Origin of the sequence: Nocardia sp. NPDC052254 (assembly GCF_040679495.1) — a bacterium.
Classification (GTDB): Bacteria; Actinomycetota; Actinomycetes; order Mycobacteriales; family Mycobacteriaceae; genus Nocardia.
Genome location: NZ_JBFAUW010000003.1, coordinates 593844 through 608903 on the forward strand (window position 1 = coordinate 593844; position 15060 = coordinate 608903).

Genomic DNA, 15060 nt, shown 5'->3' on the forward strand with positions numbered 1-15060 from the left:
ATCGTGGCCGAAGAAGCCGCAGCCGGCGAGTCGATGCCGGTGAGCGACCCGGCCGGTGAAACACCGGCTTCCGACACGCCCTCGGCGGAGCCGAGCGGTAAGTCCTCCCGCGCGGGCCGTAATTTACCGGCCGCCCTGGCGGTGGGTATCGGCCTCGGTGCCTCGCTGATCGCGATATTGCTGTTCGTTCCGAAGGTGCTCATCGGAGTCATCGCGGTCGCCATGGCCGTCGCGACCTGGGAGGTCGCCAAGCGCTTGCGTGAGGCCGAGGTTCTCGTCCCGCGGATTCCGCTGCTGGTCGGTGGCCAGGCGATGATATGGCTGGCCTGGCCCTGCGGTGCCCAGGGGGTCGCGGGTGCGTTCGCGGGCACCGCGCTGGTGTGTATGGCGTGGCGGCTGTTCGATCACGGACTGTCGGCCACGCCACGAAACTTCCTGCGCGACACCGCGATCACCGTGTTCGTGGTGTCGTGGATTCCGCTGCTGGCCTCGTTCGCGGTGCTGATGCTGCAGCAGCACGACGGCAATCTGCGGGTGCTGACCTTCATGATTCTGGTGGTCTGCTCCGATGTCGGCGGATATGTCGCCGGCGTGCTCTTCGGCCGCCACCCGATGGTGCCCGCGATCAGCCCGAAGAAATCCTGGGAGGGTTTCGGCGGGTCGCTGGTGTTCTGCATCATCGGCGGTCTGCTGACGGTGACGCTGCTGTTGCAGGCCAATTCGATGATCGGCGTACTGCTCGGTGTCGCCGTCGTGCTGGTGGCGACCGGCGGTGATCTGATCGAATCCCAGATCAAACGAGAACTGGGCATCAAGGACATGGGAACGCTGTTGCCCGGGCATGGCGGCATCATGGATCGGCTCGACTCGATGCTGCCCTCGGCGTTCGTCTCCTGGCTGGTGCTGACCGCTCTGCTCTAGCGGCGTTTGGCCACCCGGCGCAACTGGAGGATCCGCCAGCCGCCGGCCAGGGCCATCACCAGCGCTCCGGCGATCACCGACAGCAACAGGGTCACCCCGAGCGGCATGTTGAACTCCCAGAAGAACAGATGGATGCGCACCTGGTCCAGGTTCTGGAGGATGAAGATCAACAGCAGGATGCCGATGATTGCCGCTGCGACCAGGGTCACCCAGGCATAACCGGCGCGGGTCTTCAGCGCGCGGTTACCCTTGACGGGTCTGGTCGACGGCGGAGTGTCGACACGAGGAGGCTCGAGCGGCTCGCCGTGCGGTACCGGATCCTGTCCGGGATGCGAAACTGCGTCGCTGGTCATATCTCAATCATTCCTGATTGCTATGGCTCGTGCACGCGCATCGGCCAGGGCTCGGCGGAACTGTGATCCGGCTATCTCGGCCCGCGCGTCCGCTCACCTCGATCCGATGGGACACTGGAAGGGTTATGACTACCTCCCTCCCGCTCGTTTTCGATGCTCCGCGCCGTGGCATGCCGCCGCGCCATCTCGCCGACCTGGACGCGGCGCAGCGTCGTGCGGCGGTCGAGGAGCTCGGCCTGCCCAAGTTCCGCGCCGACCAGATCGCGCGCCAGTACTACGGGCGACTGCAGGCCGATCCGCGCAAGATGACCGATCTGCCGGAGCCGATGCGCGACCGGGTCGCGGACGCGCTGTTCCCGCCACTGCTGACCGAGGTACGTCAGGTCGTGTGCGATGACGGCACCACGCGCAAGACCCTCTGGCGGGCCGGTGACGGCACGCTGCTCGAGAGCGTGCTGATGCGCTATACCGACCGCAACACGCTCTGTATCTCGAGTCAGGCGGGCTGCGGTATGGCGTGCCCGTTCTGCGCGACGGGCCAGGGCGGCCTGAACCGGAACCTGTCCACCGCGGAGATCGTCGACCAGGTCCGCGCCGCCGCCGCGGCCCTGCGCGACGGTGAAGTCGCCGGAGGGACGGGCCGGCTGTCGAATATCGTGTTCATGGGCATGGGCGAGCCGCTGGCCAACTACAAACGAGTGGTGAACGCGGTGCGGCGCATCACCTCCCCGGCACCGGACGGACTGGGCATCTCGCAGCGCAGTGTCGTGGTCTCCACCGTCGGCCTGGCCCCCGCCATCCGCAAACTCGCCGACGAGGACCTCTCGGTGACTCTCGCTGTCTCCCTGCACACTCCGGACGACGAACTCCGGGATACCCTGGTACCGGTCAACAATCGCTGGCCGGTCGCCGAAGTCCTCGACGCCGCGCGCTATTACGCGGACAAGTCCGGTCGGCGGGTGTCGATCGAGTACGCGTTGATCCGCGACATCAACGACCAGCCGTGGCGTGCCGACATGCTCGGCAAGAAGCTGCACAAGGCTCTCGGCTCTCGCGTGCACGTGAATCTGATCCCGCTGAATCCCACCCCGGGGTCCCAGTGGGATGCCTCGCCGAAACCCGTCGAGCGGGAATTCGTCCGCCGCGTCGAGGCGCAGGGCGTTCCGTGCACGGTGCGCGACACCCGTGGTCAGGAGATCGCCGCGGCCTGTGGTCAGCTGGCCGCCGAGGGATGATCCCGTGCCGGTGCGCCGGAAGGGCCGTTACACAAGGGATTTCGGATCGACTGTCCGGGACCGCAACCCGAACACTCCCAACCCCGCCAGGACCATCGACACCCCCACCACCCACAGTCCCGCGCGCTGAGTCCCGGTCAGGTCGGCGAGCCAGCCGGTGATGTAGGGCGCGGCGAAGCCACTGATGTTGCCGAGGGAGTTGATCAGGGCTATGCCACCGGCTGCGGCGGCGCCGGACAGGAAGGTGCTGGGCAGGGCCCAGAAGGTGGGGAGGGCGGCGAGTACGCCCACCGCGCAGACCGTGACGGCGGTCATGGCGGCGAAGGGATTGTTCAGGTACAGCGCGATCGGGATGGCGAGGCCGCCGATCACGGCGGGCAGGGCCACATGCCATCGACGTTCGCCGGTGTGGTCGCCGTGACGGCCCCACCACACCATCGCCACCGCGCCGATCACATAGGGGATCGCGGTGATCAGACCGCGCTGGACCACCGAATAGTGGGTACCGTACTGCTGCTGGAATCCGGCCACGATGGTGGGCAGGAAGAAGCCGAGGGCATAGAGACCGTAGACGATGCCGGCATAGATGGCGGCGAGTCCGAGAATGCGGGGGTGGGTGAGGGATCGGCGGACCGACCAGTGCTCGGTCCGCTCCACCGATCGCTGCTCATCGGCGAGTTCGGTTGCCAGCCAGGTTCTTTCCTCGGCCGACAGCCATCGCGCCCGCTCCGGCCGGTCGGTGAGGTAGAACCAGGTCGCGACCGCGAGCAGCAGCGCCGGCAGGCCCTGGACGAGGAACATGAACCGCCAGCCGCTGAGCCCGAAAACATTGTCCCCGTACTGGATGATCAGGCTCGACAGCGTGGATCCGAGCGCCGTCGACAGGGGAACCGCGGTCATGAACAGCGCGACGATGCGAGCCCGGTACCGCTGCGGAAACCAGTAGGTCAGATACAGCAGGATGCCCGGGAAGAATCCGGCCTCGGCCACGCCGAGCAGGAAGCGCAGCACGATCAGCGCGGTGTCGTTGGGCACGAAGGCCATTGCGGTGGCGATGATGCCCCAGGTGAGCAGGATCCGCGCGATCCAGCGCCGGGCACCGAACCGGTGTAGCGCCAGATTGCTCGGCACCTCCAGCACCAGGTAGCCGAGAAAGAAGATGCCCGAGGCGAATCCGAACACCGTCTCCGACATTCCGAGATCGGACTTCATACCGCTGGGTCCCGCGAACCCGACGTTCACCCGGTCCAGATAATTGACGAAATACAGCAGGCACAGGAACGGCACCAGCCGAATCGTCACCTTGCGGACTGTCATGGTGGCGATATCGGCGGGCACCTGTCGTACTCTTCGCATTCGGTGTCGGGCAGTCAAATCGGGTCGGGCCGCACATCCACCGGTCGTGGGTGAGGCTCAGTGCGGTGGCACCGGCCCGGCCGGCCCCGTCCGGGCGCGCGGATCCACGACGGCGTCACAGTAGTCGTCGGTGTCGTCGACGACCGGTCGGCGGACGAGGTCGCCTGTCTGTGCCAGCGGCGCCAGCGCCGAAGCGAGGTGGGAGTAGCCCGCCGGGCCGCCGACGGCCAGGTCGATACCGTACGTGCGGTCGGTGCCGGTGACACGGAGATAGATGCGGCAGGTGTCGGCGTCGATGTAGAGGAACCCGGCGAAGGTGTAGTCGTCGGCGAACCAGGGCAGGCCGCCGCCGGTCAGTGGATCGAACAGGCCGAACACGGGCTGGTCACCGGCATCGGCCTGTGCGCTGTAGTCGAATCCGGTATCGACCGCGGCGAGGACGATGTTGCCGTGGCTGTCCCGCGGCCCATGTCGATTGGCCGCCGACAACCGCGCGGCGGCGGGGGCGACGGTGAACTGCGCGTGATCGACGGCGCCGGTGACATCGAGGGACCGGCTCGCGGCCGGACTCAGTTCGTAATCGACCGCGATCGCTGACGCCGTCGCCGTCTCGGGCGAGACCACGATCCGGGCGTGCCCGGCGCCCGCGCGGACCACACCCCGTACTTGGGGCGCGCCGGCAGGGGCGAACGCCAGTGGGAACATCCGGCACAGCAGCAGATCGAACCGGCCGTCGGCCTCGGCGTCGGACATCGAACGACCTCCCTGATCGGCCGGGCCGGTGTCGGCCTCAGCTCAGCAATCCCCGTGCGTACCAGTCTTTTTCGTCGAGTACGCCCGGCAGGGCGAAGAAGTAGCCTCCGCCGAAGGGCTGGACGTAGTCGGTGAGCGGTTCGTCGATCAAGCGGGTCTGGATGGCCTCGAACTGACGCACCACATCCTGCTGGAAGCAGGTGAAGATGTGGCCGGTGGCCATATTACCGTTGGGTTCCACGCCGAGGTCGTAATTGTAGGAGCGGCGCACGAGTTGCTGGCGGGCCGTCTCGGGGGTACGCGGATTGGCCAGGCGGATATGGGAATCCAGCGGGATGACCGAACCCTCGGGGTCGGCCGGATAGTCCGGAGTGTCGAATTCGGCGTTGCCGTCCAGCGGGGCGCCGGAGTCGCGGCGGCGGCCGAACATGTTCTCCTGCTCGTTGATCGAGACCCGATCCCAGAATTCGACCAGCATGCGGATGAGTCGAACCACCTGGTAGGTGCCGCCGCGGGCCCATTCGGGCTCACCGTCACCGGTGCTCCAGATCAGCGATTCGGCCTCGGAGCCGGTGGGATTGGCCGTACCGTCTTTGAAGCCCAGCAGATTCCGCCCGGTACCCGAGGGGCGCGGCGGTGAGTTGTAGCCGTCGATCTTCCAGCGCAGCTGCAGTGCGCCGCGGGTCTGGCGGGTGATGTCGCGCAGCGCGTGGTGCACGGTGTCGGGGTGGTGGCCGCACAGCTGGATCAGCAGATCGCCGTGCATCCAGCGTGGATCGGGGGTGTCGTTGGGGAACGTCCGCATCGGGGTGAGCCGAGCCGGTTTCAGCGCCGCCAGACCGAAGCGACCGTCGAACAGGCTCGATCCCACACCGGTGGTGACGGTCAATCCGTCGGCGATCACCTCGGGGCCGAGAACCGCACTGTCGGAAGGGGGTTCGCCCAGTCCGAGATCGGGTGGGGTGCCGCCCGCGGTGAGGAACCGGGCACGAGCGGTGAGGGTACGCATCGCCTCGGCGAATTCTTTCTTGTTCGCCGCGGTGACATCGAAGGCGGCGAAGCAGGCGGCGTTCTGTTTGGCGGCCGGGCCGGGGGTGAGGATGCCCGACTGGTGGGTGCCGTGGAACGGATAGCTCGACTCGGCCCTGGGCTGCCCTGCCGTCGCGGCCTCGGCATCCTGGTGCACGCCTTCGGCGAGAACACCTGCGGTCAGCGCGGTTCCGGCGGCACCGGCGGCGGCGCCGGAGAGGAAGCGGCGGCGGCTGACGTTCATCGTGAAGCCTTACTGGTCGGGTCGGTCAGTGGGTGAGGGGGACTTCGAGCAACCGAGGAACCCGGGCGAGCTCCTCGAGGGCGGCACCGAGGCGGGCATTCACCGCCTGGCGCGCGGCCTGCGGTGTCTGCGCCGGAGGCCGCTGGTGGCCGTGATCCGAGGTGGCGGCCAGGGCGGCCTGCAGCTCGTCGAGGCGGGTGCGCAGCGCGGCACGCAGTTCGGGCGCTCGTGGGTCGATGAGGGGTGCGAGCTGATCGAGCACCACGCGGGTGACATCGATATCGGCCTGCGTCATCGGATAGGCGGCACCGGCGCCCTGATCGTCGATACCCGAAATGTGGTCGCGCTGGGCGTCTTCCAGGATCTCGTGGGCACGCAGCGGCAGATTCTTCGGATCACCGGCCAGATCGTCGCTGCCCAGATTCTTGCGGATGTTCTCGATATCGCCGCCGAGCCGGTCGATGACGGGCAGCAGCTGCTCGGGCCGCTGGCCGTGCCACAGGCCGTATTCCAGCCGATGCAGACCGGTGAATCCGGGATCGTTCACACCGCCGGGCAGGCCATCGGGCAGACCGGAGACCGCCGTCCCGGCCTCCCCGAAACTGTTGTAGGAGGCGCCCACTCGTTCCCACTCCTGCTGCGCGATCAGCCAATCCGATTGCGCAGCAGCGATATTGCCGACTCGCAGACTGTTGCCCAGCGCGCTGACCGCGCCCGCGAGCCGGGTCAGTACGCCGGAAGCGTAGGCCTGATACGCATCGTTGGGACCGCGCAGATCGTCCTCGGTGACGCGTTTGACCGGCGGGGGAGCATCGCCCACCTGGCCGGTCACCTGCACCGCGGCCGAGGACGTCACCGGCTTGCCCGACATCAGGCATTGGATGGTGTAGCTGCCGTTGTTCAGGGTCGCGGTGAGATCGGCGGTGGTGGCCGGGCCGATCGTCTCGATCTCGCCGACCACCGCACCACCGGAGTTCACCAGATTGATCTCACCGGCCTTGGAGGTCTTGTTCTCCACCGCGAAGGTGCGGGTCCCCGCGGCGGCGGACTTCCATTCGGACGCGCATGAGGAATCGGTGACCGATACGGCCTGGATGGAACCCGACGCACTCGACGGCAGCAGCGCGATCGCGACACCTGCCGCCACCGCGGGAACCAGGACGAGTACGGCGCCGACCAGCACCGGGCGCGGGCCGGCGATTCGCTCCCACCAGTCCGGAGCTGGCGTGGCGTCGGTCTGTGCCGCTGGTACGGCAGCTGCCGCGGGCCGGGCGACCGGCTCCGACGCCGACGCACCCGAGCCGCTGGTCGGCGCCGCCGCGGTGATCGCGGCAGTGGCCGGTGCGGGCTTCGCCGGTGCGGTGCGCCCGGCGCGCACGAACAGGGGGATGACCACGGCCAGGTACACCACCCAGGCCACGACCTGCAGGACGGTCATGCGCGGGGTCAGTTCGGTGATGCCGGTGATGATCGAGACCCACCACGAATTCGGGTCGACATGGGCCGACAGGTCGAAGGCCACCCAGTGCCGCCCCGGCAGAATGCCCGCGTCCTGCAGATCGCCCAGACCGTAGGACAGCACACCCGCGGCGATGACGATCAGCACCAACGCGGTGCGGTTGAAGAACACGCCCAGATTGAGCTTCACCGATTGCCGGTACAGCAGCCAGCACAGCACCACCGCGGCCGCGAAGCCGAGAGCGGCGCCGATCAGTGGGGCGACGGTGGTGCCGGAGGCCTTGACCGCGGTCCAGACGAACAACGTCGATTCCAGGCCTTCGCGACCGACGGCCATGAACGCCGTGACAGCCAGCGCACCCGCGCCGATCGCGGTGGCTCGCGCGACTTCACCGCGCAGATGTCCCGACAGCGAGGCCGCGGTCCGCCGCATCCAGAAGACCATCGCGGTGACCAGGCCCACGGCGATCACGCTCAGCACGCCACCGACGATTTCCTGCCCGGAATTCGACAGCACGCTGGTGGAGTAGGTGAGGACCGCCGCGAAACTCGCCGCGACCGAGACCGCACCGAGCAGGCCCAGCCACACCGGTGTCGAGGAGACCGGGCGTTCGGGCGAAGACGTCTTGCGCACGGCGGCCAGCAGGATCGTCACCACGAGGCCCGCCTCGAGGCCCTCCCGCAGGCAGATCAGCAGATTGGGTACAGCCTCGGCCCAGCTCACCGTCCAAAGGTAAGGCATACCTATAGTGCAGGTCCAATCCTGCCTGCGCGTAGTTTGCGATCATCTGCGCAGGTGGGGGGATATGTACCTATTGTCCTGATGGGTCGCCGGAGTCGCCGGCGTTGTCGACCAATGCGATCGCCTCCTCGACCCTTGTGGTCAGGCCGAACACGCCGCCCCGGCCGCGAACTCGCGCACCTTGTCGTCGAACTTGCGGATATCGCCCGGGTTCACTCGCACTCCGGCACCGATGGCGGCGAAGACGTGGCGCGGATTGAAATGGATATCGGCGATGACCGGTATTGCGGCCCGGCGCGCGATGGTGGGCAGGGTGTCGCAATCGTTTTGCGAGGGCATCGCGATACGCACGATATCGCAACCGGCAGCGGTCAATTCGGCGATCTGCTGCACGGTGGCCTCGACATCGGCGGGGACGGTGGTGGTCATCGACTGCACCGAGATCGGCGCGCCCCCGCCGACCGGCACCGAACCGATCTGGAGACGGCGGCTGGGCCCGCGTGGCCGCAGCGCGGGCGTCGAGGGTCCCGACAGCGAGACGGCGGTCATGGGATCCGCTCCTCGGCCGGCAGCCACTGGATGCAGGCGGCGGCGATACCCTGCGCGTCGAGCCCGCATTCGGCGAGAATCCGGTCGCGGGAGGCGTGGGAGATGAACCGGGTGGGCAGCCCCAGCGCCCGTACCGGGGTGGTGCCGCCGTCGCTCGCGATCGTCCGGGCCAGATGCGCGCCGATCCCGTTGGCCGCGACGCCGTCCTCCACACAGACCGTCAGCCGATGCCGCGCCGCGATGGCGGGCAGGCCCGGATTGATCGGCCACACCCAGCGGGGATCCACGACCGTGGCGCCGAAACCGTTGTCTGCCAGCAGTTCCGCAGCGCGCAGGCAGGCCGATGCCATCGGCCCCACCGACACCAGCAGGACATCCAGGGGCCGGTGCGGGCCGCGATGCAGGATATCCATCCCGTCCATCCGGGTCAGTTGCGGAATATCCTCCCCGGCAGTGGCTTTCGGATAGCGCACGGCCGTCGGCCCGGCGGTCTCCACGGCCTCGCGGAGCAGATCGCGCACTCGTTGGGGGTCCCGCGGACAGGCGATCCGCATACCGGGAACGCAGGTGAGCAATGCCAGATCCCACATTCCGTGATGGCTGGGGCCGTCCGGTCCGGTGATCCCGGCCCGGTCCAGCGCCAGCGTGACCGGCAATTCGTGCAGGGCGATATCGAGCAGCACCTGGTCGATCGCGCGATTGAGGAAGGTCGAGTACACCGCGACCACCGGGTGCATACCCGCCGCGGCCAGCCCCGCGGCCGAGGCCAGCAGATGCTGTTCGGCGATACCGGAATCGAAGACCCGCTCCGGCGCCGACCGGGAGAATGCACCGAGCCCGGTGGGCAGTCGCATCGCCGCGGTGAGGGCCACCACCTCCGGGTGGGCGCGGGCGATGTCGGCCAATTCCGACTCCACCACATCCGTCCAGGTCGGGGCGGCTGGTTTGCGCGGAGAACCGGTCACCGGGTCGATCACACCGCAGGCGTGCATGCGGTCGGCCTCATCGGCCTCGGCCGGCCCGAAGCCACGGCCCTTCGCCGTGATCGCGTGGACGACGACCGGTCCCGGCGCCACCGCGGCCTCGCGCAACGCCGTGCACATCGCACCGATGTCGTGCCCATCGACCGGGCCGATATAGCCGAACCCCAAGGTGCCGAAGATATTTCCGCCATCCGAGCTCCGATCACGCAGTGCGCCCAGATGCTTCGCGAGCGCACCCACGGTCGGATCGTAGGATCGCCCGTTGTCGTTGAGTACCACCACGACCGGTCGTCCGGCCGAACCGAGATTGTTCAATCCCTCCCAGGCGACACCGCCGGTCAGGGCGCCGTCCCCGATCACCGCCACCACCCGGCGATCGTGCTCGCCACGCAGCTCGAAGGCCTTGGCGATACCGTCGGCCCAGGCCAGGCTCACCGAGGCGTGCGAATTCTCCACCCAGTCGTGCGCGGATTCCGCGCGATTGGGATATCCGGCCACGCCACCGGCCTGGCGCAGCGTGTCGAACGCGTGCGATCGGCCGGTGAGCAATTTGTGCGCATAGCTCTGATGTCCGGTGTCGAATACGAGAACATCGGCGGGCGAGCGGAACACCCGATGCAGTGCGATGGTCATTTCGACTGTTCCCAGGCTGGCGCCCAGATGGCCGCCGGTGCCGGTGACCGTCTCGATGAGCCGTGCACGTAATCGTCCGGCCAGCGCGGGCAGTTCGGCCTCCGGCACCGCCGCGAGCGCGTCGGGACCGGTGAAGGCGGCGAACGGGTCCGGCCGGCCTGGTGCGGATTTCATGGCGTGCTCACCTTCCTGGGATGTCGGAATCCGAGTCAGCCGGCCGCGGCGCGGATGGTCTCCCGCAACGAGCCCAGGGTGGCGACCACCGCGGTCGGCTCATATCCGCAGTGCGCCATGCAGTTCGAGCATCGCGGATCGTTACCGCGGCCGAAGGCGCCCCAATCGGTGTCGTCGATCAGTTCCCGGTAGCTGGCCGCGTAGCCGTCGTCGAGCAGATAGCACGGCCGCTGCCAGCCCTTGAGCGAGTAGGACGGGATGGCCCACGCGGTGCAGCCGAAATCGACCTTGCCCTCCAGGAAATCCAGATAGAGCGGAGAGTGGTTGAGCCGCCATTTCTTGCGTCGCCCGTCGGCGAACGCCTTGGCGAACAGCTCGTGGGTCTCGCGCACCCCGAGCCAGTGCTCCTGGTCGGGCGCCTTCTCGTAGGCGTATCCCGGCGCGATCTGCATATGGTCGATCTCGAGTTCGTCGTTGAGGTAGTCCAGAACATCGATCACGTCCTGTGGCGAATCCACATCGAAGAAGGTGGTGTTCGACATCACCCGGAAACCCGCGGCCTTGGCTTGCCGGACCGCGGCCACCGCCTGATCGAACACCCCGTCCTTGCAGACCGAGGCGTCGTGGCGTTCGCGCAGACCGTCCAGATGCACCATCCACGCGAAATTGCGGTGCGGGGTGAACTTGTGCAGATGTTTGGGTAGCAGTACCGCGTTCGTACACAGGAACACGATCTTGTTGCGGTCCAGCAGTTGTTGCACGATCTCGTCGATCTGCGGATGCATCAATGGCTCCCCGCCGGCGATGGAGACCATCGGTGCGCCGCACTCCTCGATCGCGCCGACCGCCTGCTCCACCGGCATGCGTTGCTTGAGCAGGGTGTGTGGATGCTGGATCTTGCCGCAGCCCGCACAGGCCAGGTTGCACGCGAACAGCGGCTCCAGTTCGACGAGGATGGGGAACTTCTCGCGCCGCAGCAGTTTCTGCTTGGCGAGATACGCTCCCAGACGCACGGATTGACGGAATGGCATGGCCATTCAGCTCACCTCCCGAGGCAGGTTGAATCGAACATTTTCTTCGGTCACGGTGATGTCGCGAACCTGAACGGAACCCAGCCCGGACAGGGCGTCGACCAGGTCGTGGACCAGTTGGGGCGGGGCCGAGGCGCCGGCCGTCACGCCGATGCGGCGAGTTCCGGCCAGCCAGCTCAGCTCGACCTCACCGGCGTCCTCCACCAGCTGCGCCGGTACCCCTTCGGTCGCGGCGACCTCGGCCAGCCGCAGCGAATTGGAGGAATTGCGCGAACCCAGCACGAGCACCAGATCCGACTCCCGCGCGATGTCGCGCACGGCGTGCTGGCGATTGGTGGTGGCGTAACAGATGTCGTCCTTGCGGGGCGCGGCAAGGGCCGGAAATCGTTGCCGCAGTACGGCGGCGGTGGCTTCGGCCTCGGCGAGCGCCAGCGTCGTCTGCATGACGTAGGCGACCTGCTCGGGGTCCGGCGGAGTAACGCGCTCGGCGGCTTCGGGATCCGCGACCACCAGCACATCACCGGGTGCCTCACCACGGGTCCCCACGACTTCCTCGTGATCGGCGTGCCCGATCAGGAAGACCGTCTTGCCGGCCGCGGCGAACTTGCGGACCTCGGCATGCACCTTCGACACCAGCGGGCAGGTGCCGTCGACCACCCGCAGCGACCGGCGCTGCGCCTGAAGACGGACCTCCGGTGTCACCCCGTGCGCGGCCAGCACCACCACGGCACCCTCCGGAACCTCGTCGATCTCCTCGACGAAAACCGCTCCACGCCCGGACAATCCGTGCACCACGTGGGTGTTGTGCACGATCTGGCGTCGTACGTAGACCGGTGCGCCGTACCGGTGCAGGGCCTGTTCGACGATCTCGATCGCGCGTTCCACTCCGGCACAGAACGACCGCGGCCCGGCGAGAAGTATCTCGCGCTCGCCGGTCGCCGTCGACCATCGGTCCAGCGCCGGCGCCGCCGCTCGCAGCGCGCGCAGGGCGCGAATTCCGCGACGTACCGTGCCGGGGCGCAGGAGCGGGGCGTCGGGGGTGTCGACGATCGCCCGGACCGCGACGGCTGTTCCGGTCGGAGCATCGGCGGCGAGGAATGCGGTCTCGGTGTCCACCGCGAGCGCACCGGAATCCGCGAGCTCGGCGCGGGCCCGCCCGCTGACGACGCGCTCGGCCGAGAACACCGGTCCCAGCCGCGCGGGCAACCCGAGCCGGAGCAGCTCACCGTGCAGCAACACCGCGGCCGGGCTGGACAATGCGGAACCGTCGCGGCGAATCTCGTCGGCCACCACGAGATCCCCGGGGCGCAGATCTCGGGTCAGCGCACCGGCGACCCCCGCCACCGCGAGCGGGCCCGCGGCGGCGTCGTCGTGGCGGCGTCGTGGCCCGCGGCCCGTGCGCACCACGGGAGCCGACATGGCACCGCGCAGAGCGGCCCATTCCGACCGCAATGGGGCGCAGACGATTCCGGACCGCGTCATACCGTCAGCTCCCGTCCCGCCGGGCGGTGTCGGCGCCGGGCGACGAAGTGAGCCGGGCTCCCGTGCCGCCGGGGGTACCCGCGCCGTTGCCGCGGCTGCGGTGGGTGCTGTGCCCGTTGCCGTTCGATGCCGTTGCCGTCGCCGATGCCGATGCCGTCGGGGCATCCGGTACCGCCGGAACCTGCCGCCGCAGATACCGGCCCAGTGCCCACACCGGGAACACCAGCCGATACAGGTGGTAGTTGATGTAGAAGTCGCCCGGGAATCCGGTACCGGTGAAATGGTCCTCGTCCCAGCCGCCGTCGGGGCGCTGGGTGTCCACCAGCCAGGCGATCCCGCGCTGTGTGGCGGGGGAGTCGTGCTCCTCGGCGGCCAGCAGCGCCAGCAGCGCCCAGGCCGTCTGCGACGGTGTCGACTCACCGCGTCCGATCCATTCGGGTTCGCGGTAGGAGCGCAGATCCTCACCCCAGCCGCCGTCGGGATTCTGCCGGTCCTCCAGCCAGCGCACCGCCGCCCGAATCGCCGTCGACCGCGGGCTCGCCCCGGCCGCGACCAGTGCGGGAACCGCCGCGCCGGTGCCGTAGATGTGATTGGCGCCCCAGCGTCCGAACCAGGAGCCGTCGGCTTCCTGATGGTCGAGTAGCCAGCGCACACCGCGGCGGCATTCGCGCTCACGTCCGCGGCCCAGCACCGCCAGCATCTCCACCACGTGGGCGGTCACATCGGCCGATGGGGGATCGGTGACCGCGCCGAAGTCGCAGAACGGCAATTTGGTCGGCAGCACCGAGGTGTTGTCGGCGTCGAAGGCGCCCCAGCCGCCGTCGGCGGACTGCATCCCGGTCGTCCAGCGCGCCGCGCGCTGCACCGCCGCGTGCACGCGGTCCGGATCCGGATGGGAAACCTGGTGCAGCGCGATGACGATCTCGGCGGTGTCGTCGGTATCGGGATAGACGTCGTTGGCGAATTCGAACGCCCACCCGCCGGGCTCGAGCCCCGGGCGCCGCACCTGCCAGTCGCCACCAGCGGTGATCTGCTCACCCAGCAGCCAATCGGTGGCTCGCAGAACGGCCGGATCATCGCGGGCCACACCGGCATCCAGCAGTGCGGCGGTGGCCAGCGCGGTGTCCCACACCGGGGACTGGCAGGCCTCGAGGCGGCGCACCTCGCCGTCCGGTGTCTGTTCGCGCACCACGAAGCCGTCCAGCCCCTCGATGCCCGCGCGCATCGCCGGGTGATCCAGGGAGTAGCCCTGAAGGTGCAGTGCCAGTAGCGAATACACCCACGGTGGCTGGATTCCGCCCCAGCCGCCGTCGGCCTCCTGGCGGGCCAGGATCCATTCGGCGGCGCGGCGCATCGCATGCTCGCGCACGACATTGCGTGGCAGTTTGGCGTAGGCGTGCAGCACGGTGTCGACGCGCTGGAAGACACCGGCCAGCGTGGTGATCGACGCGTGCGGTTCCGGACCGGAACCGGTGCGCAGTTCGTCGATGCCGAACGGCAGCGGACGGCACGGCCGCAGGGTCGCGACGACGGTCAGCGGAACCACCGTCTGGCGCGCCCAGCAACCCCAGTCGTAGATGTTGAGCGGGAACCAGGACGGGAACAGGATCAGTTCCGGTGGCAGATTCGGCAGATCGTCCCAGGACCACAGTCCGAACAGCGCCAGCCAGATCCGGGTGAACACCCGGCTCGCCTCGATACCGCCGCCGGCGCGGACGAACTCGGCGGCCGCGCGCATGTGCGGAGCGGCCGGATCGTCGCCGGCCAGCCGCAGCGCCACCCAAGCCTCGGCGGTGGTGGACAGATCGCCGGGGCCGTCGTGGAAGGTGGCCCAGGTGCCGTCGGCGCGTTGTTGCGATCGAATCCATCGCGCGGCCGGGACGGTCACTTCGGGTGTGGCGATGCCCAGGAATTCCCGCAACAGCAGATCCTCGGCGTCCATCGTCACATTGGTGGCCAATTCGCCCTTCCACCAGCCCTGTTCGTGCTGGGACGAGCGCAGCGACCCGACCGCCGCGGCGGTGGCCGCGGCCACCGCCGCCAGATCGACTCCGGCGCCGGGAGATTCGGCCGCCGCCGGGCGCCGCGCCGCCTTGCCGGTGTGGGTGACTGTCATA

11 protein-coding genes and 1 pseudogene are annotated in these 15060 nt (G+C 68.5%); 2 read left to right on the forward strand and 10 right to left on the reverse strand.

Features of this window, described 5'->3' with window-relative positions; genetic code table 11:
- Window positions 1-33: 33 nt before the first annotated feature.
- On the forward strand, window positions 34-921 hold the full coding sequence (locus AB0L57_RS11405) for a phosphatidate cytidylyltransferase (protein ID WP_364960584.1): 888 nt from the start codon (window positions 34-36) through the stop codon (window positions 919-921).
- Here the strand turns inward: AB0L57_RS11405 and AB0L57_RS11410 are convergent.
- Window positions 918-1274, reverse strand: a complete 357-nt coding sequence (locus tag AB0L57_RS11410; protein WP_364960189.1) for a LapA family protein — start codon at window positions 1272-1274, stop codon at window positions 918-920. The two genes, AB0L57_RS11405 and AB0L57_RS11410, sit on opposite strands and share 4 nt — an antisense overlap.
- A 125-nt stretch (window positions 1275-1399) precedes the next feature.
- Here AB0L57_RS11410 and rlmN point away from each other — a divergent pair, with 125 nt between their 5' ends.
- A complete protein-coding gene (gene rlmN / locus AB0L57_RS11415) occupies window positions 1400-2509 on the forward strand; it encodes a 23S rRNA (adenine(2503)-C(2))-methyltransferase RlmN (protein WP_364960192.1) in 1110 nt (369 codons plus the stop codon).
- Between the two features lie 27 nt (window positions 2510-2536).
- On the opposite strand, the gene AB0L57_RS11420 is transcribed toward rlmN, so the two are convergent.
- The 9 genes and pseudogenes from AB0L57_RS11420 to shc form a co-directional block, all read right to left on the reverse strand.
- Window positions 2537-3865, reverse strand: a complete 1329-nt coding sequence (locus AB0L57_RS11420) for an MFS transporter (RefSeq protein ID WP_364960194.1) — start codon at window positions 3863-3865, stop codon at window positions 2537-2539.
- 57 nt (window positions 3866-3922) lie between these two features.
- Window positions 3923-4618, reverse strand: a complete 696-nt coding sequence (locus tag AB0L57_RS11425; protein WP_364960197.1) for a hypothetical protein — start codon at window positions 4616-4618, stop codon at window positions 3923-3925.
- A gap of 37 nt (window positions 4619-4655) precedes the next feature.
- The gene (efeB, locus tag AB0L57_RS11430; RefSeq protein ID WP_364960200.1) at window positions 4656-5891 is read right to left on the reverse strand and encodes an iron uptake transporter deferrochelatase/peroxidase subunit; all 1236 of its coding nucleotides are present in this window, start codon (window positions 5889-5891) and stop codon (window positions 4656-4658) included.
- A gap of 25 nt (window positions 5892-5916) precedes the next feature.
- Window positions 5917-8073, reverse strand: coding sequence for an iron uptake transporter permease EfeU (gene efeU / locus AB0L57_RS11435; RefSeq protein ID WP_364960203.1), 2157 nt, complete (start codon window positions 8071-8073; stop codon window positions 5917-5919).
- Window positions 8074-8256: 183 nt separating this feature from the next.
- Window positions 8257-8640, reverse strand: a pseudogene (locus tag AB0L57_RS11440) (flavodoxin-dependent (E)-4-hydroxy-3-methylbut-2-enyl-diphosphate synthase); the annotation flags it as partial.
- Window positions 8637-10430, reverse strand: coding sequence for a 1-deoxy-D-xylulose-5-phosphate synthase (locus tag AB0L57_RS11445; RefSeq protein ID WP_364960205.1), 1794 nt, complete (start codon window positions 10428-10430; stop codon window positions 8637-8639). The gene AB0L57_RS11445 and the pseudogene AB0L57_RS11440, both read right to left, overlap by 4 nt.
- Before the next feature lie 35 nt (window positions 10431-10465).
- Complete coding sequence (hpnH, locus tag AB0L57_RS11450; RefSeq protein ID WP_364960207.1) at window positions 10466-11467, reverse strand: adenosyl-hopene transferase HpnH; 1002 nt, start codon at window positions 11465-11467, stop codon at window positions 10466-10468.
- Complete coding sequence (gene ispH, locus AB0L57_RS11455) at window positions 11468-12439, reverse strand: 4-hydroxy-3-methylbut-2-enyl diphosphate reductase (protein ID WP_364960586.1); 972 nt, start codon at window positions 12437-12439, stop codon at window positions 11468-11470.
- Window positions 12440-12947: 508 nt separating this feature from the next.
- Window positions 12948-15059 carry a squalene--hopene cyclase gene (shc, locus tag AB0L57_RS11460; RefSeq protein ID WP_364960210.1) on the reverse strand — a complete coding sequence of 704 codons (2112 nt, stop codon included), beginning with the start codon at window positions 15057-15059 and terminating at the stop codon, window positions 12948-12950.
- Window position 15060: the final 1 nt, after the last annotated feature.

Bases quoted from the DNA above. Each gene is read 5' to 3' on its own strand.
- AB0L57_RS11445 (WP_364960205.1), bottom strand. From the start codon at position 10,430: ATGAAATCCGCACCAGGCCGGCCGGACCCGTTCGCCGCCTTCACCGGT.
- rlmN (WP_364960192.1), top strand. From the start codon at position 1,400: ATGACTACCTCCCTCCCGCTCGTTTTCGATGCTCCGCGCCGTGGCATG.
- efeB (WP_364960200.1), bottom strand. From the start codon at position 5,891: ATGAACGTCAGCCGCCGCCGCTTCCTCTCCGGCGCCGCCGCCGGTGCC.
- shc (WP_364960210.1), bottom strand. From the start codon at position 15,059: ATGACAGTCACCCACACCGGCAAGGCGGCGCGGCGCCCGGCGGCGGCC.
- AB0L57_RS11420 (WP_364960194.1), bottom strand. From the start codon at position 3,865: ATGCGAAGAGTACGACAGGTGCCCGCCGATATCGCCACCATGACAGTC.
- hpnH (WP_364960207.1), bottom strand. From the start codon at position 11,467: ATGGCCATGCCATTCCGTCAATCCGTGCGTCTGGGAGCGTATCTCGCC.
- AB0L57_RS11410 (WP_364960189.1), bottom strand. From the start codon at position 1,274: ATGACCAGCGACGCAGTTTCGCATCCCGGACAGGATCCGGTACCGCAC.
- AB0L57_RS11425 (WP_364960197.1), bottom strand. From the start codon at position 4,618: ATGTCCGACGCCGAGGCCGACGGCCGGTTCGATCTGCTGCTGTGCCGG.
- AB0L57_RS11405 (WP_364960584.1), top strand. From the start codon at position 34: ATGCCGGTGAGCGACCCGGCCGGTGAAACACCGGCTTCCGACACGCCC.